This is a genomic window from Novosphingobium sp. AAP1 (assembly GCF_001295765.1).
GTDB classification, from domain to species: domain Bacteria; phylum Pseudomonadota; class Alphaproteobacteria; order Sphingomonadales; family Sphingomonadaceae; genus Novosphingobium; species Novosphingobium capsulatum.
This window is the reverse complement of sequence record NZ_LJHO01000009.1, coordinates 23,648-44,782: the sequence shown is the minus strand read 5'-3', so window position 1 is coordinate 44,782 and position 21,135 is coordinate 23,648. Positions and strand designations below refer to the sequence as shown.

The window sequence follows — 21,135 nt, the reverse complement described above, 5'->3', positions numbered from 1 at the left end:
ACCGGTCTGTTTTGCCGGACCTTTGCCACGCGAAAATCGCGCGGGCATGAACGGGCAACCGCGCGCCAGGGTGCTTGTTCCCCGCGTGGGCGCGCTTGTTCCAGGGGGAAAGCGCGCCGGGCTTGTGCTTTTCACCCGGCTGCGATAGGGGCACCGCTCGCTTTTTGCCGGATGCGGGCGTGGCGGAACTGGTAGACGCGCTGGATTTAGGTTCCAGTATCGCAAGATGTGGGGGTTCGAGTCCCTTCGCCCGCACCAGGGTTCACCCCCCGGCTTTGCACGGATTTTGAGGCGCCTGTCACGGCGTCAGTCGAGAAAGTTGGATCAGGATGCAGATCGTCGAAACCAGCAACGAGGGCCTGAAGCGCGCCTACGCCGTGACCATTCCGGCGGCGGACATTGCCGCGCGCGTGGAAGGTGAAATCAAGAAGATCGCCCCCCAGGTGCGCATGCCGGGCTTCCGCCCGGGCAAGGTGCCGGCCAACCTGGTCAAGAAGATGCACGGCCCGGCCCTGCACCAGGAAGCCCTGCAGACCACGATTCGCGAAGCGATGGACAAGCTGGTGGCCGACCACCAGCTGCGTCCCGCGATGCAGCCGGACGTGTCGCTGGGCGAAGGCTATGAAGAAGGCCAGGACGCAAAGCTGACCGTCAGCCTCGAAGTGCTGCCCAAGGTCGAAGCGCCCGCGCTCGATGGGCTCAAGCTCGACAAGCTGGTCGTGCCCGTGACCGAAGACCAGGTGGACGAAGCGGTGAACCGCATCGCCGCCGGCCAGAAGAAGTTCAGCGACGCTGCCGAAGGCGCGGAAGCCAAGGACGGCGACCAGCTGATCATCGACTTCCTCGGCAAGCTGGACGGCGAACCCTTCGAAGGTGGCGCGGCTGAAGACCAGGCGCTGGAAATCGGCGCTGGCCGCTTCATCCCCGGTTTCGAGGAACAGCTCGTTGGCGCCAAGGCCGGCGACGAAAAGGTCATTACCGTGACCTTCCCCGAGGACTATCCCGCCGCCAACCTGGCCGGCAAGGAAACCACCTTTGACATCACGGTCAAGGCGGTGAAGAATCCGGGTGAATTCGTTGCTGACGACGATTTCGCCAAGGCGCTGGGCCTGGAAAGCCTGGAACAGCTGCGTGGCCTGCTCAAGGGCCAGCTGGAGCAGGAAACTGCCGGCCTGACCCGCACCCAGATGAAGCGCGCCCTGCTCGACCAGCTGGCTGCCGGCCATGACTTCGACGTGCCGCCCTCGATGGTGGAAGCCGAATTCGAGCAGATCTGGCAGCAGCTGACCCAGGAAGCGCAGAACGAGGAAAACCCCGAGGAAGCGCTCAAGGAAATCGAAGCCGAGAAGGACGATTACCGCAAGATCGCCGAGCGTCGCGTGCGTCTGGGCCTGCTCCTGTCGGAAATCGGCCAGGCCAACGGTGTGGTGGTCACTGCGCAGGAAATGGAAATGCTGATCCGCCAGGCGGCCCAGCAGTACCGCGAACAGGATCGTCAGCGCTTCATCGACTATGTGCGCTCCGAGCCCCTGGCCGCTGCCCAGCTGCGCGCCCCGCTCTATGAAGACAAGGTCGTCGACTTCCTGTTCGACAAGGCCGAAGTCAGCGAGCGCGAAGTGACCCGCGAAGAGCTCCAGGCCGCGATTGAAGCCGAGGAAGGCGCCGCTGCCGCTCCGGCCGAAGCCAAGCCCGCCAAGAAGAAGGCGGCCAAGAAGGCCGAAGCCGAAACCGAAGCGGCTGGCGAAGCCGAAGAGGCCAAGCCCGCCAAGAAGGCTCCGGCCAAGAAGAAGGCTGCGGCCGACGCCGAGGCGGAACCCGCCGCTGAAGGCGAAGCCAAGCCCGCCAAGAAGAAGGCCGCCAAGAAGGCGACCGCCGAAGGCGAAGACGCCTGATCCAGCGCCACACGGCCTGATCAAGAAACAAAAATGGGGCGCTGCCGGCAACGGTGGCGCCCCGTTTGCTTTTAGGTGTTTGCCCTCAGGCATCATGCGGATTGGCGCGGTGATTCCTGGCATGAGAGAATCGGTCACATCGGAACCCGGGGGGATCTGCCGATGCATACCGTGCGCAATCGCAAGGGCGCTCGATCCGGCCAGCGTGTGCCGGCCAAGGCGCCAGTTTCATCTGCCGTTCCGCCAACTGCCGGTCCGCCAGCAGTCAGTCCGCCTGCCGCCAAGGCCGCCAGCAAGCGGGCCAAGGCCGATTTTACCCGGCCATTCCTGCTGGCCCAGGCTGCCACGCCGGCCTTTCCGTCCGATCTCATCCTGCCGCCCCATCGTGGCGCGATCATCACCACGGCGGCCTGGCCGGCGGGGATGATTCCGCCCGCACTGCCCGCCACGCCGCCGCTGCGCGCGCCGTTCATCGCGCCGCGCGGGCCGGCCACCATACCGCAAGGGCAGCCCGATCGTGATCGGCCAGGTCACGATTCGCGTCGCCAAGAGCCGCTGCGCAAGGCGCCGCATCGCGATCTGCCGCCCCGTCCGGGCACCCGCACCGCGCGCAAGGCGCAGCGCCGCGCGATGATCGCCGCCGAACACGCGCGCCGTTCCGCGGCTACCACACGTGAAGTCGCGGCCGCTTGTGCGCCGCCGGCCGAGATGCATGCCGCGCCGCCACTGCTGCAGCCTTCGCCGCCTGGCGTGCACTGGGTTGCGCCCGATGATCGCAGCCCCCTGCCGCGCCACCGCGCGCCGGTCGTGCCGCGCCAGGGCCTGCTCGATGCCATGGCCGCCAGTCTGGGCGACGCGGGTCGATTCCTGGCACGGCTGCTGCCAGGTAGCAGGCGCAGCCGCGAGTTGCGCGAGCGGGTGGCCCGAACCGAGGCCCGCCTGCGGGCGATGGAAGCGCAACTGGCTGCACTCGAAGCCCTGCGGGCGCGGGTGCAGGTCTGACCACGCGGCGAAAGGCGCCCGAATCTGGTCCAATATCCACGCATTCCCGCGCATTCGCGGTTAATGCCCTTGAACATCCTTTGCTGGCACGCGACATAGGCCATCGCAACCAGATGAGGATTCCCATGCTCGACGTGTTCGGCAGCAGCTCTGCCCAAGGAAAGTTCCACGCTGATCCGGTGACTGGCGCGCTCGTCCCGGTCGTCGTCGAGCAGACCAGCCGTGGCGAACGCAGCTTCGACATTTTCAGCCGCCTGCTGCGCGAACGCATCGTCTTCGTGACCGGCCAGGTGGAAGACCACATGGCGTCGCTGATCGTCGCCCAGCTTCTGTTCCTCGAGTCGGAAAATCCCTCGAAGGACATCTCGATGTACATCAACTCGCCCGGTGGCGTGGTGACGGCGGGCATGGCGATCCATGATACCATGCAGTACATCCGCCCGCGCGTGTCGACCGTGTGCATCGGCCAGGCCTGCTCGATGGGCAGCTTCCTGCTCGCCGCGGGCGAACCGGGCATGCGCATCGCGCTGCCGCATGCGCGAATCATGATCCACCAGCCTTCGGGCGGGGCGCAGGGCATGGCTTCGGATATCGAGATCCAGGCCCGTGAAATCCTGCGCATCAAGAAGCGCATGAACGACCTCTATGTGAAGTACACCGGCAAGAGCCTGGAAGAGGTCGAGAAGGCGATGGACCGCGATACCTTCCTCGAAGCGGACGAGGCTCTGGCCTTCGGTCTGGTCGACAAGGTGTTCGAATCGCGTCCCCAATCTGAACAGGTCGGCGTCGAAAGCGGCACCGGCGGGGCGCCTTCGGCCTGATTTTCTCTTCTGCCCCGGCTCCTTAAGCGTTGCGAAAGGAGCCGCGTGGCAGATACCATCACCTCGTTTCGTGTCCGGTTGATTAATACCCTTGGGGTAGTAGGATAGCCGGGCCCGCCCCTCGTGGAGGGGCGCCTGGGATTGAAGAATGACAAAGCTTTCCGGATCGGACTCTAAAAGCACGCTCTACTGCAGCTTCTGCGGCAAATCGCAGCATGAGGTGCGCAAGCTCATTGCCGGGCCGACGGTCTTTATCTGCGATGAGTGTGTCGAGCTGTGCAACGACATCATCCGGGAAGAGACCAAGCAGGGCATCGCCGGCAAGAAGGACGGTGGCGTTCCCACGCCGCGCGATATCTTCGAGACGCTCAATGATTATGTGATCGGCCAGGACCGCGCCAAGCGCGTGCTCTCGGTGGCGGTGCACAATCACTACAAGCGCCTGAAGCACAGCGGCAAGGGTGGCGACATCGAGCTGTCGAAGTCCAACATCCTGCTCGTTGGCCCCACCGGCTCGGGCAAGACGCTGCTGGCCCAGACGCTCGCCAAGACGTTCGACGTGCCGTTCACCATGGCCGACGCCACCACGCTGACCGAAGCGGGTTATGTGGGCGAGGACGTGGAGAACATCATCCTCAAGCTGCTGCAGGCCAGCGACTACAATGTCGAGAAGGCCCAGCACGGCATCGTCTACATCGACGAGATCGACAAGATCAGCCGCAAGGCCGAGAACCCGTCGATCACGCGCGACGTGTCGGGCGAAGGCGTGCAGCAGGCGCTGCTCAAGCTGATGGAAGGCACCACGGCTTCGGTGCCGCCGCAGGGTGGGCGCAAGCATCCGCAGCAGGAATTCCTGCAGGTGGACACGACCAACATCCTGTTCATCTGCGGCGGCGCCTTTGCCGGCCTGGAAAAGATCATCGCCGATCGCCTGCAGAAGCGTTCGATCGGTTTCGGCGCCCATGTCGCCGATCCCGACAAGCGCCGCGTGGGCGAACTGCTGCAGAAGGCAGAGCCGGAAGATCTTCAGAAGTTCGGCCTCATCCCCGAATTCATCGGCCGTCTGCCGGTCATCGCCACGCTCAACGATCTTGATGTGGCGGCCCTGGTGCAGATCCTGCGCGAACCCAAGAACGCGCTGGTCAAGCAGTACGCCAAGCTGTTTGAACTCGAAGACGTGACGCTGACCTTCACCGACGAGGCACTGGAAGCGATTGCCAAGAAGGCCATCGAGCGCAAGACCGGCGCGCGTGGCCTGCGCTCGATCGTCGAAGGCCTGCTGCTCGATACCATGTTCGATCTGCCCACGCTCGACGGCGTGACCGAAGTGGTGGTGGACAAGGACGTGGTCGATGGCCGCAAGGAGCCGGTCCAGGTCCTCAAGGGCAAGGAACAGGCTGCCTGAGGCTTTCCGTCTCGGAGCTATGAAAAACCCCCGCTGGCGACAGCGGGGGTTTTTGTTTGGGGCAAGCCTGGCAGGCTTGTTGCGCTTGCGCCCGAACACGCGAGGAAAGGGGAGCCAAACCCAAAACACCTCGCCCGTTCGCCCTGAGCTTGTCGAAGGGCGCCAGCACGACGCGCCCTGCCAGAGGGCTGCGCCAAGCTCAGCCCGAACGGGATCTGATGGACTGAGTTCATCTACGGCTTTGGTTTTAGCCCTCGATGCCCAGTTCGGTCAGCAGGAACGCGAATTCCTCGGCCGCTTCCTTGAGGCTTTCAAAGCGGCCGGATTTGCCGCCGTGGCCCGCGCCCATGTTGGTCTTGAAGATCAGCGGATTGCTGTCGGTCTTCAGCTCGCGCAGGCGCGCGACCCACTTGGCCGGCTCCCAATAGGTCACGCGTGGATCGTTGAGGCCGGCGGTGACCATCAGTGGCGGATAGGCCTGCGGCTTGACCTGGTCATAGGGCGAATAGGACCGGATCAGGTGAAAGGCGGCCGCATCGTCGATCGGGTTGCCCCATTCCGGCCATTCGCCCGGCGTGAGCGGCAGGCTTTCGTCGAGCATCGTGGCGAGCACGTCGACAAACGGCACATCGGCCACGACCGCGCCAAACAGGTCGGGCGCCTGGTTGATCACCGCGCCCATCAGCTCGCCGCCGGCGGAACCGCCCGAGGCCGAAATCCGCCCCGCCGTGGTAAAGTCATGGTCGATCAGGCCGCGCGCCACGTCGATGAAGTCGTTGAACGTGTTGGTGCGCGCGTCCAGCTTGCCGGCCTTGTACCAGCCCCGGCCCAGATCATCGCCGCCGCGAATGTGGGCAATGGCATAGGCCATGCCGCGATCGAGCAGCGAGAGGCGCGTGGTGGAAAAGCCCGGCCCGATGGCAATGCCATAGGCGCCATAGCCATAGAGATGCAGCGGCCCGCCGGCCGGACGGTCCTTGCGCCACACCACCGAGACCGGCACCAGCGTGCCATCGCGGGCAGGGATATCGAGCCGTGCCGTCTCATAGCGGCTGGCGTCATAGCCCGACGGGATTTCCTGGACCTTGAGCCGGGTCAGCGTGCGGCTGGGCACGTCATAGTCAAAGACCGAAGACGGGCTGACCATCGATTCATAGCCCACGCGCAGCGTCTGCGTGGCCCATTCCGGGTTGTCGCCCAGGCTCGCTTCATAGCTCGCCTCGGGAAAGGCGATCGGCTCGATCCGCGCCGGATCGTCGTAATAGCGCACCTCGATGCGATCGAGCCCGCGCACGCGGCCTTCGACGACATAGAAATCGCGGAACAGTTCAAACCCGGTGAGATAGAAATCGTCGCTGCCGGCGATCAGCGTGGTCCAGCTGGCAGGGTCGGCCAGCGGCGCGGTGGCGAGGCGGAAATTCTCGTGGGTGTCGTTGGTGTGGACGAACAGCGTCTCCCCGTGCAGGTCCACATCGTATTCCACGCCCTTTTCGCGCGGACGCACCAGGATCGGCGCCTGGAGCGGATCATCGGCCGGGATAAGGCGCACTTCGTTGGTTTCATGGTCGCCGGTCGATACGATCAGCCACTTCTCGTTGGCGGAAAGCGCGGCGCCGGCGCGAAAGCCTTCGTCATCCTCATGGTAGAGTTCCACGTCCTGGTCGAGCGGTTGGCCCAGCCAGTGCAGGCGCACATTGTCGGTGCGCCAGTTCTCGTTGGCGAGGCTATAGACCAGCCCCGTATCGCCCTTGACCCAGATCAGGCCTGAATTGGTGCCGGGGATTTCGTCGGGCAGGATTTCTCCGCTGGCGATCACCTTGATCCGCGCGGTGAAGCGTTCCGAGCCGTTATCGTCCACCGACCAGGCCAGCAGGCGCCCATCGTTGGACACCGAGATGGCACCCAGGCGGAAATAGTCATGGCCCTGCGCCAGGGCCACTTCGTCGAGAAGCAACTCGTCGGCACTGCCGTCGTCGGCCGCGTCGACCGGCCGGCGCCACCACTTCTTGTATTCCGCGCCCTCCTCGTACTCGATCCAATAGACCCAGTTGCCGTCCTTCTGCGGCACGGACTTGTCCGCTTCCTTGATGCGTCCGCGCATTTCGGCAAAGAGCTGGTCGATCAGCGGCTGGCGCGGGGCCATATGCGCCTGGAACCAGGCGTTCTCAGCCTCGAGGTGCGCGAGGATTTCGGGATCCTTGACCTCGGGATAGCCGGGATCGCGCAACCAGGCGTAATCGTCGGTGATCGTCACGCCATGATGGCTGATGCTGTGCGGCTTTTTTGCGGCAACGGGGGGCTGGGCGGCGATAGGGGTGGCTGCGGTCATCTCCGCCATCTATGGTGCCTGTGCCCGGCCTGCAAGGCGCGCCTCTGGCGTCTGCCGCATCAGGTGGTTACAATGCCAACCAGTTACCTGCCCATTACGCCCAAGGACGCCCCGCCATGTTGATGCAAACCCACGAAGCCCGCCTGGAAGCACTGCGCGCCGAGCTGGGACGACGCGGGCTGGATGGCTTCGTCATCCCGATTTCCGACGAGCACATGAGCGAATATGTCGGCGGCTATGCGCAGCGGCTCGGCTGGCTCACCGGGTTTGGCGGATCGGCCGGCACGGCGGTGGTGCTCAAGGATCGCGCGGCGATCTTCGTCGATGGGCGCTATACCATCCAGGTGCGCGAGCAGGTGGACGGGCGGCTCTATGAATACCAGTCCGTGCCGCAGACCAGCCCGGCAGCCTGGCTGGGCGAGCATGCGGCGCGCGGCGCGCGGATCGGCTATGATGCCTGGCTGCATGCCAAGCCCTGGGCCGATGGCGTGGCCAAGGCGCTGGAAGCCAAGGGCGCCAGCCTGGTGGCCGTGGACAGCAATCCCATCGACGCTGTGTGGCAGGACCGGCCCGCGCCCTCGGCGGCGCTGGCCGTGCCCCATGCCGACGCCCACGCCGGGCAAAGCGTCGCTGAAAAGCGCGCCATGCTGGCACAGTGGCTGACGGACAACGGCGCCGACGCGGCAGTGGTCACCGCGCTCGATGGCGTGGCCTGGTTGCTCAACATGCGCGGCGCCGATGTCGATCGCACGCCGGTGGCGCTCTCGTTCGTGGTGGCCCATGCCGATGGCACAGTCGATCTGTTCATTGCGCCCGAAAAGGTTGATGCCGCGCTCGTGGCGCACCTGGGCAATGCCGTGCGCGTACAGGATCGCGCGGCATTCGTGCCGGCACTGACGGCGCTGGCGGGCAAGACCGTGGCGGTCGACCCGGAACGCGCGGTCGCGGCCGTGTTCCGCGCGCTGGAAGGGGCGGAAGCGCGGGTTCTCACGCTCACCGATCCCACCGTGCTGCCCAAGGCGCGCAAGAACCCGGTGGAACAGGCCGGTCACCGCGCCGCCCAGGCGCGTGATGGCGCGGCGGTAAGCCGGTTCCTGCACTGGCTGTCGGTGACCGCGCCCAAGGGCGGTGAAACCGAACTTTCCGCTGCCGCGCGCCTCCATGCCGAGCGGGAGAAGACCGGCCTGCTCAAGGACCTGTCGTTCGACACCATTTCGGGCGCCGGCCCCAATGCGGCGATCCCGCACTATCACGTGGACGAACAGTCCAACCGCGCGATCGCGCCGGGCAGCGTCTATCTGGTCGATTCGGGCGGGCAGTACCTTGATGGCACTACCGATATCACCCGCACGGTGTGGATCGGGCCGGGCGAGGCGCCGGCCGAGGTCAAGGACCGCTTTACCCGCGTGCTCAAGGGCCATATCGCGCTGGACCAGGCGGTGTTTCCGCAGGGCACGCCTGGTGGCGCGCTCGACAGCTTTGCCCGCCAGTTCCTGTGGGCGGCCGGCCTCGATTATGCCCATGGCACCGGCCATGGCGTGGGCAGCTTCCTGGCGGTGCATGAAGGGCCGCAGCGCATTGCCAAGGCATCGGGCGCGCAGGCCGGCACCGGGCAGGGCCTGCTGCCCGGCATGATCCTGTCCAACGAGCCGGGCTATTACAAGGCGGGCGAATACGGCATCCGCATCGAGAACCTGATCCTGGTGGAAGAGCGCATGATCGCCGGTGCGGAAGGCGCGTTCTGCGGGTTCGAAACGCTTACCTTCGTCCCGATCGACCGCGCACTGGTGGATGTTGCCCTGCTGACCCCGGCCGAGCGGGCGTGGTGGAACGACTATCACGCGCGCACCCAGGCGCTGCTGGCGCCGCTGCTCGAGGGTGAAGACCGCGCCTGGCTGGAGGCTGCCTGCGCGCCCATCTGATCTTGCGATCGGCTGTGTTCATGATACGTTCTTGTGGTGGCGACTCGCTGCAAGGAGAGCGATGATGATCGGTTATGTCACCCTGGGAACCAACGATCTGGAGCGGGCGGCACCGTTCTACGACGCGCTTGCGGCCGAACTGGGCACGGGGCGCATGTTCGAATGGCCCGGGGCGATTGCCTGGGGTACGGCCGGTGGCGCCGCCGGGGTGGCGCTGATGAAGCCGTTCGATGGGCAGCCGGCCACCGTGGGCAATGGCGTCATGGTCGCGTTCGAAGCCAAGGAGCCGGCGCAGGTCGATCGGCTGCACGCCCTGGCCCTGGCAAATGGCGGCAGCTGTGAAGGCGCTCCTGGCCCGCGCGGTGATGGCGGGTTCTATGCTGCCTATTTTCGTGATCCCGATGGCAACAAGCTCAATGCCTTCGTGATGGGCACGTCCTGAGCCGCACAACCCGGCACAGCGGCGCGGGCGGGGAAGGGGGCTTCGCGCCGTTTGCCGTGAATGTATCGGTCTTATTTCACGGCCTGGACAATAACCCGCCACAATTGCCGGAGATGCAGCGGCTTTGGCGGTTTTCACCGAGCATTTAACTATTTCAAGTTATTGGTTTGGATAGATAGTTGGGTCAGGCGGGAAGCGTGGTCCCCTGCCGAAATGATGCGACAATTGGCGACAAAATACCCCCTGTCCCGACATAATCGCGCGACATCCACGGCCTATACAATGAGCCATGGAAGCTGCGGTGCCCGCCACTTCAGTCCCCACGGCCGGAAGGGGTGTCCCTCCCCCTTAGTCCCTAGCCTCTTTCGGCATGGCGGCGCCGCAGCTTCCTCATCCCCCAGGTCTTTTGCGGTGCCGATACCGTCATCAATGGCGATCGGTGCCCTTGTCTGTCCGGAGTTTGCCCAGATGAAGAAAAGCGTCCTTGGCCTTGGTGGGGCCCTTGCCGCCCTCGCGGGGGCTGGCGCGCTCTATGCCGCCGCAGCCTCCGCGCCGGCACAGGCCGATCCCGCTGCGCCTGGCCGCGCTATGGGCGATGGTGGCATCACCTGGGCGCAGGCCCAGGCGCAAGCCGATGCCCTGTGGCAGAGGATGGACGTGAACAAGGACGGCAAGATCGACCAGGCCGACCGCGATGCGCGCCTCGCGCAGCGGTTCGATGCGATCGACACCAACCACGATGGTGTGATCAGCCGCGCCGAATTCATGGCGCAGCATCACATGATGAAGCCGGGCATGCCCCCCATGGCTGGCCGTGATGGCGACATGCCGCCACCACCACCGGGCGGCATGGCCCCCGAAGGCGGGCGCCACGGCTGGCACGGCATGCGCATGGGCGGGTTTGGCGCGGTTTTGCACGCTGCCCTGCGTGACAAGGATGGCGCGGTGACCCGCGCTGCGTATGATGCGGCGGTCAAATCGCAATTCGACAGGGCCGATACCAACCATGATGGCAAGCTTACCCGCGAAGAAATCCGCGCCGCATTTGGCCGTGAGGGCCACCGCTGGGGCGGGAAAGGCGGCCCTGGCGGTCCGCGCTGGCGCGATGGCGAGCGCATGGACGGCCCGCCGCCGCCCCCGCCGGCCGGCAACTGATCACCGGGCAGCGCAGGTATGAGCGAGGCAGCGGTAACCCGCATCCTTCTGGTCGACGACGAAGCAGCCCTGCGCGAAGTGCTGGCGGACTATCTGGTTCGCCAGGGCTTTGCCGTGGTCCAGGCGGGCAACGCGGCGGAAGCCCGCGCGCGGATCGCGGGAGAAACGTTCGACCTCGTGCTGCTCGACATCATGATGCCGGGCGAGGATGGCCTGTCGCTGTGCCGGCACCTGGCCGAAAGCCGGGCGCTTCCAGTGATCTTCATCACCGCCAAGGGCGAATCCACCGACCGCATCGTCGGCCTCGAGATTGGCGCTGACGACTACGTGGTCAAGCCGTTCGACCCGCGCGAACTGGTGGCGCGGATACGCTCGGTCCTGCGGCGCAGCGCGCGCGTGGCCGTCGATGCCCCCGAAGCGCTGGTCTATGAATTCGAAGGCTGGACGCTCGATCCGCTCAAGCGCCGGCTGACCGATCGCGAAGGCGCGGTCGTCGCCATTTCCTCGGCCGAATTTCGCCTGCTCATGGCGTTTCTCGATCATCCCCGCCAGGTGCTCGATCGCGATCGCCTGCTCGACATGGTCCAGGGCCGCGAGGCGCATCTGTTCGATCGCGCGGTGGACAACCAGATCAGCCGCCTGCGCCGCAAGATCGAGGAAGACAGCCGCAATCCGCAACTGATCCAGACCGTGTGGGGCGGCGGCTACATGCTCGCCACCGAAGTGCGCAAGGTGGCAGGCCGCGACTGATGCTGCGCTGGCCTGCCTGGACCATATCGCGCGCACCGCGCAGCCTGCAGGGGCAGATGCTCCTGGCGATCGCGCTGGCGCTGCTGGTGGCGCAGGGTCTTTCGGCCGCACTGATCTGGCGCGAACAGAACGAGCGGCGCGTGCAACTGACCGTGAACGAGGCGGCATTTCGCCTGATCGGCCAGCCACCGCGCGAAAATCACCCGCCTGATGGCCGCCCACACGGACCGCCGCCTGACGATATCTGGCGCCTGCCACGCCCCTTGCGCGTGCGCGTCGATGTCAATTCGCCCGAACAACCGGGCGACCGCCAGCGCAGCGACGTGGCGAGCGCGTTGCATGATGTGCTGGAAACCCAGGGTCTGGTCCATCGCCAGGTCTTGGTGGTTGAGCGCGATCCCGAGGCGGATGCGATTGTCGGCGCGTGGTTTGGCGATGTCAGCAAGCGGCTGGAAAGCTTTGGCGATCATCGGCCGCAAGCGCGCCTGATCATCGCCTCGATCCAGCGGCCCGATGGCACCTGGCTCACCGCGCGTATCCTCGCCCCGGCCAATGAGCGCCAGGTGATCCTTTCGCTGCTGATGCAGACGGTGCTGCTCTATTTCGTGCTGGTGGGTGCGGTGGCGCTGATCCTGCGGCGCATTGCGCGGCCGCTCAAGGCCTTGACCGGGCGGGTGGAAGCCTTTGCCCGCGAACGCAATGCCGATGGCCAGCTCGAACCCGAGGGGCCTGATGATATCCGCCGCCTGATCGTGGCCCACAATGCCATGGAAGCGCGCATTGTTGGCCTGCTCGATGAAAAGGACGTGATGCTGGGCGCGATCGGCCACGATCTGAAAACGCCGCTGGCCGCGCTGCGCGTGCGGATCGAGGCGGTGGAGGACGAGAACGAGCGCGCGCGCATGGCCGCGACGATCGAGGATATCAACCGCTCGCTCGACGACATTCTCTCGCTCGCCCGCGTCGGCCGCCCCTCTGACCCGCTGGAGACGACCGAGCTTTCGGCCCTCGTCACCGACGTGATGGGCGAATACGAGGATATGGGCGAGGATGTGACGCTGGAAGACACCGTGCGCATCGTTCTGCCGCTGCGCGCCACCTGGCTGCGCCGGGCCATGCGCAATCTGGTGTCCAACGCGCTGCGTTATGGCCAGCGGGCGCGCGTGTCACTGGCGCGCGAAGACGGCGAGGCGGTGCTGCGCATCGAGGACGATGGCCCGGGTATTCCAGAAGGCGATATCCTGCGCATGCTGGAGCCGTTCACCCGGCTGGAGGCCTCGCGTAACACAGCCACCGGCGGCACGGGCCTCGGGCTGACTCTGGCCCGCGCGATCGCCGACCAGCACGGCGGCTCGCTCGTCCTTGCCAACCGCTGGCAGGCGGGCCAGGTCGTGGGCCTGATTGCCACGCTGCGCCTGCCGCTGGCAGCCTGACCGCGCCGCCACGGTTTTGCCTCACTCCTCGTCGGGATAGGGGCCCTTGCCACCCTCGGCGATGAAGCGATCGATCCGGGCGTGCAACACGGGCAGCGGCACCGAGCCCAGTTCGAGCACGGCATCGTGGAAGGCGCGAATGTTGAACTTGTCGCCCAGCGCCTTTTCCGCGCGGGCGCGATCCTCCACGATGGCCATCTCGCCCAGGTAATAGCTCAGCGCCTGGCCCGGCCAGGCGATATAGCGATCGGTCTCGGTCTCGATCTCGTGATCCGACAGCGCGGTATTGTCGTGCAGGAAGGCCAGCGCCTGTTCGCGCGTCCAGCCCTTGGCGTGGATTCCGGTATCGACCACCAGCCGCGCCGCACGCCACATCTGGTACGACAGCATGCCAAAGCGTTCGTAGGGCGTGGTGTAGATGCCCATCTCCACCCCCAGCTTTTCGCAATAGAGCGCCCAGCCTTCGCCATAGGCAGAAATGTAGGTGCGCTGGCGCCAGGCCGGCAGCCCCTTGTTTTCCGATGCCAATGACATCTGGAACGCATGGCCCGGCGCGCTTTCGTGCAGGGTGAGGGCGGGCAGCGAATAGAGCTGACGCGCCGGCAGATTCCAGGTGTTGACCAGATAGACCCCCGGCCCGCCGCGCCCGGCGGTGTAGAAAGGGGCAATGTCGGCGGGCACCGGGCGAATGGCAAAGCGCTTGCGCGGCAGGCGGCCAAACCAGTCGGCTGCCTTGCCGTCGAACGTCTTGGCGATCCATGCCGCACGGTTGAGCAGATCTTGCGGGCTGCTCGCGACGAACTGCGGATCGCTGCGCAGCTTGGCCAGGAACGCGGGCAGGTCACCGGTAAAGCCGACCTGGGCCATGATCTCCTGCATCTGCGCACGGATCCTGGCCACCTCGGCCAGGCCGATCTGATGGATCGCGTCGGGCGTCAGGTCGGTGGTGGTATATTCGCGGATCTGCGCCTGGTAATAGTCTTTCCCTTGGGGCAGGCCCTGCGCGGCAAGGGCGGTGCGGGCATGGGGCAGATAATCGCTGCGCAGATAGGCGAACAGCGCGCGGTGCGCCGGCACGACTTCGGTGGTGATCGCCGTGCGCGCCTCGTCGGCCAGGGCCTTGGCCGTGGCGGGCGGAATAGTGGCGGGCAGGGCCTTGAACGGCTCGAAGAACGGGTTGGCGTCGGCCGTCTTGGCGTCCGTTATCGGCAGCAGCGACAGATCGCGGCCCTTGAGCGTGACTTGCGGCGCGGTAAATCCGCGTGCCAGCCCCGCCTTCATGTTGGCCATCTGCTGCGCGAAATAGCGCGGCACGGCATGCAGCATGGTGATATAGGCGCGCGCTTCGCTTTCGTTGCGGAACGGCGTGCGTGCGGTATCGGCCAGGTTGCCCCAGAACGTGGTGTCTGAATTGAGCGGCTTTTCCCACTCGTGAAAGCGCTGCGCCGAAAGCAGCGTTTCGATCTGGTAGCGATAGATCGCATAGTTGACGCGCGCGGCCGGCGAGAGCGCGCCCTGGTCGATGGCGTCGAGTGCTTTCAGCGTCTGCGCCCAGCGCGCCTCGCGCGCGGCCTGGGCGGCAGCGCTCACATCGGGCAGGCGATAGCTGGGGCGATCGTCGTTCTCGTCATCGCCAAACTGCGCCTGGCGCCAGGTCCATTCGGCATCGGCCAGGGCATAGAACGCGGCGTCCGCGGAAGTACTGGCAGCAACCGCGGGGACAGGGGCCTGCGCATGGGCTGGCTGGACTACGCCAAGCAGGAGGGCGGCCAGCAGCGGGAGACGATGAACGGTCACGGCGGCACAATACTCCTGTTGCAGATGCAACCGGGTAGCGTGGGAAATGGCCCATGTGCAAGCTGGACCGGGCCGGGCGCGGGCGCTATCCCGATGATCATGAGCGAAAACAGCGGGAGCAGCAGATCGGCCACCGGGCCAGGCTGGTGGCAGGTGGCGCGCCATGGCATGTGCCCGGCCTGCAATACGCCCGGCATGGTCTGGGCCGGGCGGGCGTGGGAGCCGCCCAAGCTCAATGACCACTGCCGCGCCTGTGGCGAGCCGCTGGCCGTGCACGAGGCAAGCGGGCGCGCGCTCTATCCGGTCGTCATCCCGCTGGTGGCACTGCTGGTGTTTTCCGCGCTGCGGGTCGATGATATCTGGCGCCTGCCCTTGTGGGTCTATCCGCTGGTCTGGGGCCCGGCGAGCGCGCTGATCGTGGGCCTTGCGGTGCGCGCGGTGCGCGCTGCGGTGCTGGCCGCGCGCGTGGCACCGCGAGGGCAGGGCTGATGCGGCGCATTCCCGTTGTGCCCACCTGCATCGTGCTGCTGGCCGTGGCGATGATGATCGGCCTGGGCTTCTGGCAATTGCAGCGCAAGGTGCAGAAAGAGGCGCTGCTGGCGCGCTTTGCCGCCGCGCTGGTCAATCCTGCGCCTGTTGGGTTCCCCGTGGCAGGCGATGGCAAGGCCGTGCTCTATCGCCGTGCCACGTTCGATTGCCAGGTGCAGCCTGGCCTGTGGGATTCGGTGGGCGGCCGCAATGCTGCGGGTGAAAGCGGCTATGTGCACATTGCCCACTGCCAGGCGCCGGGTGGCATGCCCGCGCTGGTACAACTGGGCTGGTCGCGCGATCCGCATCCGCCACAATGGGATGGCGGGCGGGTTACGGGCCGAATCGCCCCATTCCACAAGATTACCCGCCTCGTTGCCGATCCGCCGCTTGCCGGCTTGGGCGCCAATGCCGCGCCTGATCCGTCTGACATTCCCAACAACCACCTGGCCTACGCGGTGCAGTGGTTCCTCTTCGCCGCCGTAGCGCTGGTGATCTATGCCCTGGCCCTGCGCCGGCGCGCGAAAGGCGCGGCGGTGGTTGTCACGATGCCCCCGGGGCGCTAGGCGCCGCGCTGACGACAACGCGCGCGATGGCGTGCCGGTGATGATTGGGCGCTGCCCTTGCGGTGGGCGCGGCACACGGGGATTGGCGATGAAGTATGTCAGCACGCGGGGCCAGGCCGCCTCGCTCGATTTCGAAGGCGTCACGCTGGCGGGCCTCGCGTCCGACGGTGGCCTCTACGTGCCCGAAGCCTGGCCGCAGTTCAGCCATGATGAGATCGCCGCCATGGCCGGCCTGCCCTATGCCGAACTGGCCGCGCGGATCATGGCGCCTTTCGTGGGCGACAGCCTTTCGCCCGAACGCCTGCGCGAATTGACCGGCCAGGCCTATGGCCGCTTTGCCCATGCCGCCGTCACCCCGCTCAAGCAGCTCGACGAGCGGCAGTGGGTGCTCGAGCTGTTCCACGGCCCGACCCTGGCATTCAAGGACGTGGCCTTGCAGATGCTGGGCCTGCTGTTCGAGGAATTCCTGGCCCGGCGCGAGGATCACCTGACCATCGTGGGCGCCACCTCGGGCGATACCGGCTCTGCCGCGATCGACGCCGTGGCCGGCCGCGCCAAGGTCGATATCTTCATGCTGCACCCCCACGGCCGCGTGTCTGATGTTCAGCGCCGGCAGATGACCACGGTGATCGCGCCCAACGTCTATAACATCGCCATCGACGGCAGCTTTGACGATGCCCAGGCGATGGTGAAGCGCATGTTCAACGATGCCGCGATCACTGGCACTTATGGCATTGCCGCGGTCAATTCGATCAACTGGGCGCGGCTGATGTCGCAGGTGGTCTATTATTTCGCCGCCGCGCTGCAACTGGGCGCGCCGCACCGCAAGGTGGCGTTCTCGGTGCCGACCGGCAATTTCGGCGACGTGTTCGCCGGCTATGTCGCGGCGCAGATGGGCCTGCCGATGGAGCGGCTGATCGTCGCCACCAACATCAACGACATTCTCCACCGCGCGCTGTCGGCCGGGGACTATTCGGCCAGCACGGTTACGCCCACGGCGGCGCCGTCGATGGATATCCAGGTCTCGTCCAATTTCGAACGCCTGCTGTTCGATGCCTGCGGGCGCGATGCTGCGGTCCTCGCTGCGCAGATGCAGCAGTTCGATGCCACCAAGGCGCTGCAACTGACCAATGCCCAGCGTGCAGCGATCGGCGGCCTGTTCACCAGCGCGCGCTGCGATCCCGCACAGATGGCCCAGGCCATGCGCTGGGCCTATGAGGCAGCCGGCGAAGTGCTCGATCCGCATACCGCGATCGGCCTGCATGCCGCGCGCGTGGCCGAAGGGCTGCCGGCCGATGTGCCGGTGGTGACCCTGGCCACCGCCCATCCCGCCAAGTTCGTCGATGCGGTGGAGCGCGCCACCGGCGTGCGCCCGCCGCTGCCTGCGCGGGTGGGCGATCTGTTCGAGCGGCACGAGCGCTGCGACCATCTGCCTGGCACCTACGAGGCCGTGGCAGCCTATGTGACCGAGCGCGCCACACCCAAGATCGGGCCCAAGATCGGCGGGACGGACGCCTGATGGCCGCGCTTACGCTCCAGCCGCAGTTGATGGTGGGATCGCCCTGGGGGGATTTCGCCCTCATCGATTCGGGCCATGGTCGCAAGCTTGAGCGCTATGGCCCGCATCGCTTCATCCGCCCCGAACCCCAGGCGATGTGGGCGCCGGCGTTGGGCGAATGGGCCGCCGACGGCGAATTCGTGCCCGGTTCCGACGAGGATGGCGGCGGGCGCTGGCTGTTTGATGGCCCGGTGCCGCGCGAAGGCTGGCCGCTGGCGTGGAACGCGGTGCAGTTCACCGCCAGCTGCACGCCGTTCCGTCACCTGGGCTTTTTCCCCGACATGGCGCCGGTGTGGGACTGGATGGGCGAACGCCTGGCCGGGCGCGACGATGCCGCCACGCTCAACCTGTTCGGCTATACCGGTGTCGGCACGCTGTCGCTGTCGCGCTTTGGCCCGGTTACCCATGTCGACGCCTCGAAAAAGTCGGTCGCCCAGGCCCGCGCCAATGCGGCGCTTTCGGGCATGGATGGCCGCCCAGTGCGCTGGATTGTCGACGATGCGGCCAAGTTTACCGCGCGCGAAGTGCGCCGGGGCAAGCGCTATGACGGCATCATCCTCGATCCGCCCAAGTTCGGTCGTGGCCCGGAAGGCGAAGTGTGGCGCCTGGAAGAAAGCCTGCCGGGGTTGATCGCCGATTGCGCCCGCCTGCTCGATGCCAACAGCAGCTTCCTGTTCCTGACGGTCTATGCCGTGCGCATGTCCTCGCTCGCCATTGGCGGCTTGCTGGCCGAGGCTTTGGCGCACTTGCCCGGCACGATCGAACATGGCGATCTGGCCCTGGCCGAGGAAGGACCGGGCGGGCGCGTCCTGCCCACGGCGATTTTCGCACGGTGGAACCGCGCGGCATAAGCGCGGCTGATGCTGGACATTCGCGCGGCCAAGTGCCAATGGCGCGCGCGTGTCTGACAGCCTGATCCTCGAAGTCGCCAATGTCGAAACCGATGTCCTGACCGGGATCTATTCGGAAGAGACCGGCCGTCCGCAGCCCCTGCGGATTTCCATCCGTGCCTGGCTGCGTCCGCAAGACCGCTACACGGCCGATTGCCCGCTGACCGCGAGCAAGAACTACATGGACCTCAAGCACGCCGCGAGCGACGGATTGCCCAAAGATGTGCATTTCCAACTGATCGAATCGGTTGCAGACCACATCTGTGAGACGTTGTTCGTACAGGATGCGCGGGTGACCCAGGTGGAAGTGAAAATCGTGAAGCTCGCCATCAGCGAGGCTGGAGAAGATATCGGCATGACGCTTACCCGCGCCCGCCGCGGATGAGCGTGCCCCGCCCGCTGGCGCTGGTCACTGGCGGATGGCGCCGAATCGGGGCGGCGATTGCCCGCAAGCTGGCGCAGGAGGGTTGGGACCTGGCGCTGCACGCGCACCATGCGCACACCTTCGATCCCGAATTCACCGCCCAGCTGCAGTGGCTGGGCGCGACAGTGCATCCCCTGGCAGGCGATCTGGGCGATAGCGCCTTTCCGGCCGCGATGCTGGCGGATGTCATCGCCCGCGCCGGCCAGGCACCGCGCCTTCTGGTCAACTGCGCGTCGCTGTTTCAGGACGACACGATCGCCAGCCTCGCACCCGAGGCGCTGGATCAGCATTTCGGCGTCAATCTGTTTGCGCCACTGCTGCTGACCCGTGCCTTTGCCGAGGCGCTGGGTGAGGACGAAGGCGCCGTGGTCAATATCCTCGACCAGCGCGTGCAGAACCCGGTGCCCGACCAGTTGAGCTACACCCTGTCCAAGCAGGCGCTGCATGCCGCGGTGCGCACCCTGGCGCGCGCGCTGGCGCCGCGCGTGCGGGTCAACGGCGTGGCGCCAGGGCTGATCCTGCCGACGCAGGATTATGACGCCGATCAGTGGCACCGCCTGGAAGAGATCATGCCCTTGAAGCGGCTGCCTGGGGCCGATGAAATCGCCGATGCCGTGCACTATCTGGCGACGGCGCGCGCGGTGACCGGACAAACTCTTTTCGTCGATGCCGGCGCAAGCCTTGAATCCTACCCTCGGGACTTCGTATATCTCGAGCGATGACAGCGCCCGCGCCTCTGGTTGACCGCTTTGCGCGGGCCATAACCTATCTTCGCCTGTCGGTGACAGACCGCTGCGACCTGCGCTGCACCTATTGCATGCCCGAACGCATGACGTTCCTGCCGCGTGCCGACGTGTTGAGCCTGGAAGAGCTGTACAAGGTGTCGCGTGCGTTCATCGATCGCGGCGTCACCAAGCTGCGCCTGACCGGCGGAGAGCCGCTGGTGCGGCGCGACATGGTCGATCTGGTACGCGCGCTGGGCCGCCACCTGGGCGGGGGCGGGCTCCAGGAACTGACGCTGACGACCAATGGCACCCGGCTGGCCGAATTTGCCGACGATTTGGTGGCAGCCGGCGTGCGCCGCATCAACGTGTCGCTTGATACGCTCGACCGCAGCCGCTTTGCCGCGCTGGCTCGGCGCGATAGCCTGCCCCAGGTGCTAGAAGGCCTGGCGGCCGCGCGGGCGGCTGGCCTCAAGGTCAAGCTCAACGCCGTGGCGCTCAAGGGCGTGAACCAGGACGAATTGCCCGATCTGATCGCCTGGGCCCATGGCCAGGGTCATGACGTGACGCTGATTGAAGTGATGCCGCTGGGCGATGTCGAGGAAGATCGCCTCGATCATTACCTCCCGCTCGATGCCGTGCGCCGCGATCTGGAACAGCGCTGGACGCTGGTGCCCAACGCAGTGAGCACGGGTGGGCCGGCGCGCTATGTCGATATTGCCGAAACCGGCGGTCGGCTGGGTTTCATCACGCCTTTGACGGGCAATTTCTGTGCCACCTGCAACCGCGTACGGGTTACGGCCACGGGCCAGCTCTACATGTGCCTGGGCGGGGAAGGGCGTGTCGACCTGCGCGCCGCGCTGCGCTCTGACGATCCCGATGCCGCGCTGACCGATGCCTTTGCCCGCGCCATGGGCGAAAAGCAGGAACGCCACGCCTTTGCCATCGACCGCGCTGGTGCTGCCCCAGCGGTTTCGCGCCATATGTCGACGACCGGGGGCTGATCGCCATGGCCAAGCTCGTGTTTCTCGGCCGCCTGGAAGACCGCGCCGGCTGTGCGGAAATGGCTGTCACGCCTGGCCCGCTTGCCGATATCCTCGCCGGGCTCGACCCTGCGCTGGCGCTCGACTTGTTGGGCGAGCGGGTGCGCTGGGCGCTCAATGGCAAGCTGGTGGGCGAAAGCGAAGCGATGGTGCTGGGCGAGGATGACGAAATTGCGTTCCTGCCACCGGTGAGCGGCGGCTGAGGCGGCGGGGGCTTTGGGGGCTTCGACAAGCTCAGCCCGAACGGACTTCCGGCTGGTTGGCTTACCCCCCGTTCGCCCTGAGCCTGTCGAAGGGCGCCAAGCGCAACGCCACCCACTTTAGACCCTGAAAGCTATTTTCGCAGGGCAGGTTTTTGACAGCGCGCCCCGGCATCCGTATGGGAACGGCGCTTGCCGGGCCAGCTTGCCCGGCCCCATGGCCTGATCCCATCGCGGGTGCGGGGCCGATTGCCAA

General features: G+C 66.2%; 19 protein-coding genes and 1 tRNA gene. 18 read left to right on the top strand and 2 right to left on the bottom strand.

Annotation, left to right across the window (positions count from 1 at the left end):
- The first annotated feature begins 173 nt into the window (after positions 1-173).
- From IP65_RS15700 to clpX, 5 genes are all read left to right on the top strand, one after another.
- A tRNA-Leu gene (locus IP65_RS15700) sits at positions 174-258 on the top strand.
- Between the two features lie 71 nt (positions 259-329).
- Positions 330-1,892, top strand: a complete 1,563-nt coding sequence (gene tig, locus IP65_RS15695; protein WP_054132274.1) for a trigger factor — start codon at positions 330-332, stop codon at positions 1,890-1,892.
- 162 nt (positions 1,893-2,054) lie between these two features.
- Entirely contained in the window at positions 2,055-2,894 is an 840-nt protein-coding gene (locus IP65_RS15690) for a hypothetical protein (RefSeq protein WP_054132273.1), read from the top strand.
- A 125-nt stretch (positions 2,895-3,019) separates the two neighbouring features.
- Positions 3,020-3,715 carry an ATP-dependent Clp endopeptidase proteolytic subunit ClpP gene (gene clpP, locus IP65_RS15685; RefSeq protein ID WP_022678078.1) on the top strand — a complete coding sequence of 232 codons (696 nt, stop codon included), beginning with the start codon at positions 3,020-3,022 and terminating at the stop codon, positions 3,713-3,715.
- A gap of 148 nt (positions 3,716-3,863) precedes the next feature.
- Complete coding sequence (clpX, locus tag IP65_RS15680) at positions 3,864-5,120, top strand: ATP-dependent Clp protease ATP-binding subunit ClpX (RefSeq protein WP_022678079.1); 1,257 nt, start codon at positions 3,864-3,866, stop codon at positions 5,118-5,120.
- Positions 5,121-5,367: 247 nt separating this feature from the next.
- On the opposite strand, the gene IP65_RS15675 is transcribed toward clpX, so the two are convergent.
- Positions 5,368-7,458: a S9 family peptidase gene (locus IP65_RS15675; protein ID WP_054132272.1), complete on the bottom strand. Its 2,091-nt coding sequence runs from the start codon at positions 7,456-7,458 to the stop codon at positions 5,368-5,370.
- Between the two features lie 113 nt (positions 7,459-7,571).
- Here IP65_RS15675 and IP65_RS15670 point away from each other — a divergent pair, with 113 nt between their 5' ends.
- The 5 genes from IP65_RS15670 (at position 7,572) to IP65_RS15650 (ending at position 13,151) form a co-directional block, all read left to right on the top strand.
- Positions 7,572-9,371, top strand: coding sequence for an aminopeptidase P family protein (locus IP65_RS15670; protein WP_054132315.1), 1,800 nt, complete (start codon positions 7,572-7,574; stop codon positions 9,369-9,371).
- 64 nt (positions 9,372-9,435) lie between these two features.
- Positions 9,436-9,813, top strand: coding sequence for a VOC family protein (locus IP65_RS15665; protein ID WP_028658330.1), 378 nt, complete (start codon positions 9,436-9,438; stop codon positions 9,811-9,813).
- A 468-nt stretch (positions 9,814-10,281) separates the two neighbouring features.
- Positions 10,282-10,968, top strand: a complete 687-nt coding sequence (locus IP65_RS21735; protein ID WP_082350198.1) for an EF-hand domain-containing protein — start codon at positions 10,282-10,284, stop codon at positions 10,966-10,968.
- Between the two features lie 18 nt (positions 10,969-10,986).
- Complete coding sequence (locus IP65_RS15655; RefSeq protein ID WP_054132270.1) at positions 10,987-11,718, top strand: response regulator; 732 nt, start codon at positions 10,987-10,989, stop codon at positions 11,716-11,718.
- Complete coding sequence (locus tag IP65_RS15650; RefSeq protein WP_231627742.1) at positions 11,718-13,151, top strand: HAMP domain-containing sensor histidine kinase; 1,434 nt, start codon at positions 11,718-11,720, stop codon at positions 13,149-13,151. Before IP65_RS15655 ends, IP65_RS15650 begins: the two co-directional genes overlap by 1 nt.
- A gap of 21 nt (positions 13,152-13,172) precedes the next feature.
- Here the strand turns inward: IP65_RS15650 and IP65_RS15645 are convergent, their stop codons facing one another.
- A complete protein-coding gene (locus IP65_RS15645; protein ID WP_231627741.1) occupies positions 13,173-14,948 on the bottom strand; it encodes a DUF885 family protein in 1,776 nt (591 codons plus the stop codon).
- Between the two features lie 99 nt (positions 14,949-15,047).
- On the opposite strand from IP65_RS15645, the gene IP65_RS21730 reads away from it, so the two are divergent.
- The 8 genes from IP65_RS21730 (at position 15,048) to IP65_RS15605 (ending at position 20,882) form a co-directional block, all read left to right on the top strand.
- Positions 15,048-15,437, top strand: coding sequence for a DUF983 domain-containing protein (locus IP65_RS21730; protein WP_231627740.1), 390 nt, complete (start codon positions 15,048-15,050; stop codon positions 15,435-15,437).
- Complete coding sequence (locus IP65_RS15635) at positions 15,437-16,042, top strand: SURF1 family protein (RefSeq protein ID WP_054132268.1); 606 nt, start codon at positions 15,437-15,439, stop codon at positions 16,040-16,042. The genes IP65_RS21730 and IP65_RS15635 overlap by 1 nt, the downstream gene beginning before the upstream one ends.
- 88 nt (positions 16,043-16,130) lie before the next feature.
- Positions 16,131-17,561, top strand: a complete 1,431-nt coding sequence (thrC, locus tag IP65_RS15630; RefSeq protein ID WP_054132267.1) for a threonine synthase — start codon at positions 16,131-16,133, stop codon at positions 17,559-17,561.
- Positions 17,561-18,451, top strand: a complete 891-nt coding sequence (locus tag IP65_RS15625; RefSeq protein WP_054132266.1) for a class I SAM-dependent methyltransferase — start codon at positions 17,561-17,563, stop codon at positions 18,449-18,451. Before thrC ends, IP65_RS15625 begins: the two co-directional genes overlap by 1 nt.
- Before the next feature lie 49 nt (positions 18,452-18,500).
- Positions 18,501-18,875: a dihydroneopterin aldolase gene (locus IP65_RS15620; RefSeq protein ID WP_022678091.1), complete on the top strand. Its 375-nt coding sequence runs from the start codon at positions 18,501-18,503 to the stop codon at positions 18,873-18,875.
- A complete protein-coding gene (locus tag IP65_RS15615) occupies positions 18,872-19,636 on the top strand; it encodes an SDR family oxidoreductase (RefSeq protein ID WP_022678092.1) in 765 nt (254 codons plus the stop codon). Before IP65_RS15620 ends, IP65_RS15615 begins: the two co-directional genes overlap by 4 nt.
- Positions 19,633-20,640, top strand: coding sequence for a GTP 3',8-cyclase MoaA (moaA, locus tag IP65_RS15610; protein WP_054132265.1), 1,008 nt, complete (start codon positions 19,633-19,635; stop codon positions 20,638-20,640). The genes IP65_RS15615 and moaA overlap by 4 nt, the downstream gene beginning before the upstream one ends.
- A gap of 5 nt (positions 20,641-20,645) precedes the next feature.
- Complete coding sequence (locus IP65_RS15605; RefSeq protein ID WP_022678094.1) at positions 20,646-20,882, top strand: MoaD/ThiS family protein; 237 nt, start codon at positions 20,646-20,648, stop codon at positions 20,880-20,882.
- The last annotated feature ends 253 nt before the right edge of the window (positions 20,883-21,135 follow it).

What these genes read in the sequence shown, in the direction of transcription:
- tig (WP_054132274.1), top strand. Translation starts at nt 330, where the DNA reads ATGCAGATCGTCGAAACCAGCAACGAGGGCCTGAAGCGCGCCTACGCC.
- IP65_RS15690 (WP_054132273.1), top strand. Translation starts at nt 2,055, where the DNA reads ATGCATACCGTGCGCAATCGCAAGGGCGCTCGATCCGGCCAGCGTGTG.
- clpP (WP_022678078.1), top strand. Translation starts at nt 3,020, where the DNA reads ATGCTCGACGTGTTCGGCAGCAGCTCTGCCCAAGGAAAGTTCCACGCT.
- clpX (WP_022678079.1), top strand. Translation starts at nt 3,864, where the DNA reads ATGACAAAGCTTTCCGGATCGGACTCTAAAAGCACGCTCTACTGCAGC.
- IP65_RS15675 (WP_054132272.1), bottom strand. Translation starts at nt 7,458, where the DNA reads ATGGCGGAGATGACCGCAGCCACCCCTATCGCCGCCCAGCCCCCCGTT.
- IP65_RS15670 (WP_054132315.1), top strand. Translation starts at nt 7,572, where the DNA reads ATGCAAACCCACGAAGCCCGCCTGGAAGCACTGCGCGCCGAGCTGGGA.
- IP65_RS15665 (WP_028658330.1), top strand. Translation starts at nt 9,436, where the DNA reads ATGATCGGTTATGTCACCCTGGGAACCAACGATCTGGAGCGGGCGGCA.
- IP65_RS21735 (WP_082350198.1), top strand. Translation starts at nt 10,282, where the DNA reads ATGAAGAAAAGCGTCCTTGGCCTTGGTGGGGCCCTTGCCGCCCTCGCG.
- IP65_RS15655 (WP_054132270.1), top strand. Translation starts at nt 10,987, where the DNA reads ATGAGCGAGGCAGCGGTAACCCGCATCCTTCTGGTCGACGACGAAGCA.
- IP65_RS15650 (WP_231627742.1), top strand. Translation starts at nt 11,718, where the DNA reads ATGCTGCGCTGGCCTGCCTGGACCATATCGCGCGCACCGCGCAGCCTG.
- IP65_RS21730 (WP_231627740.1), top strand. Translation starts at nt 15,048, where the DNA reads ATGAGCGAAAACAGCGGGAGCAGCAGATCGGCCACCGGGCCAGGCTGG.
- IP65_RS15635 (WP_054132268.1), top strand. Translation starts at nt 15,437, where the DNA reads ATGCGGCGCATTCCCGTTGTGCCCACCTGCATCGTGCTGCTGGCCGTG.
- thrC (WP_054132267.1), top strand. Translation starts at nt 16,131, where the DNA reads ATGAAGTATGTCAGCACGCGGGGCCAGGCCGCCTCGCTCGATTTCGAA.
- IP65_RS15625 (WP_054132266.1), top strand. Translation starts at nt 17,561, where the DNA reads ATGGCCGCGCTTACGCTCCAGCCGCAGTTGATGGTGGGATCGCCCTGG.
- IP65_RS15615 (WP_022678092.1), top strand. Translation starts at nt 18,872, where the DNA reads ATGAGCGTGCCCCGCCCGCTGGCGCTGGTCACTGGCGGATGGCGCCGA.
- moaA (WP_054132265.1), top strand. Translation starts at nt 19,633, where the DNA reads ATGACAGCGCCCGCGCCTCTGGTTGACCGCTTTGCGCGGGCCATAACC.
- IP65_RS15605 (WP_022678094.1), top strand. Translation starts at nt 20,646, where the DNA reads ATGGCCAAGCTCGTGTTTCTCGGCCGCCTGGAAGACCGCGCCGGCTGT.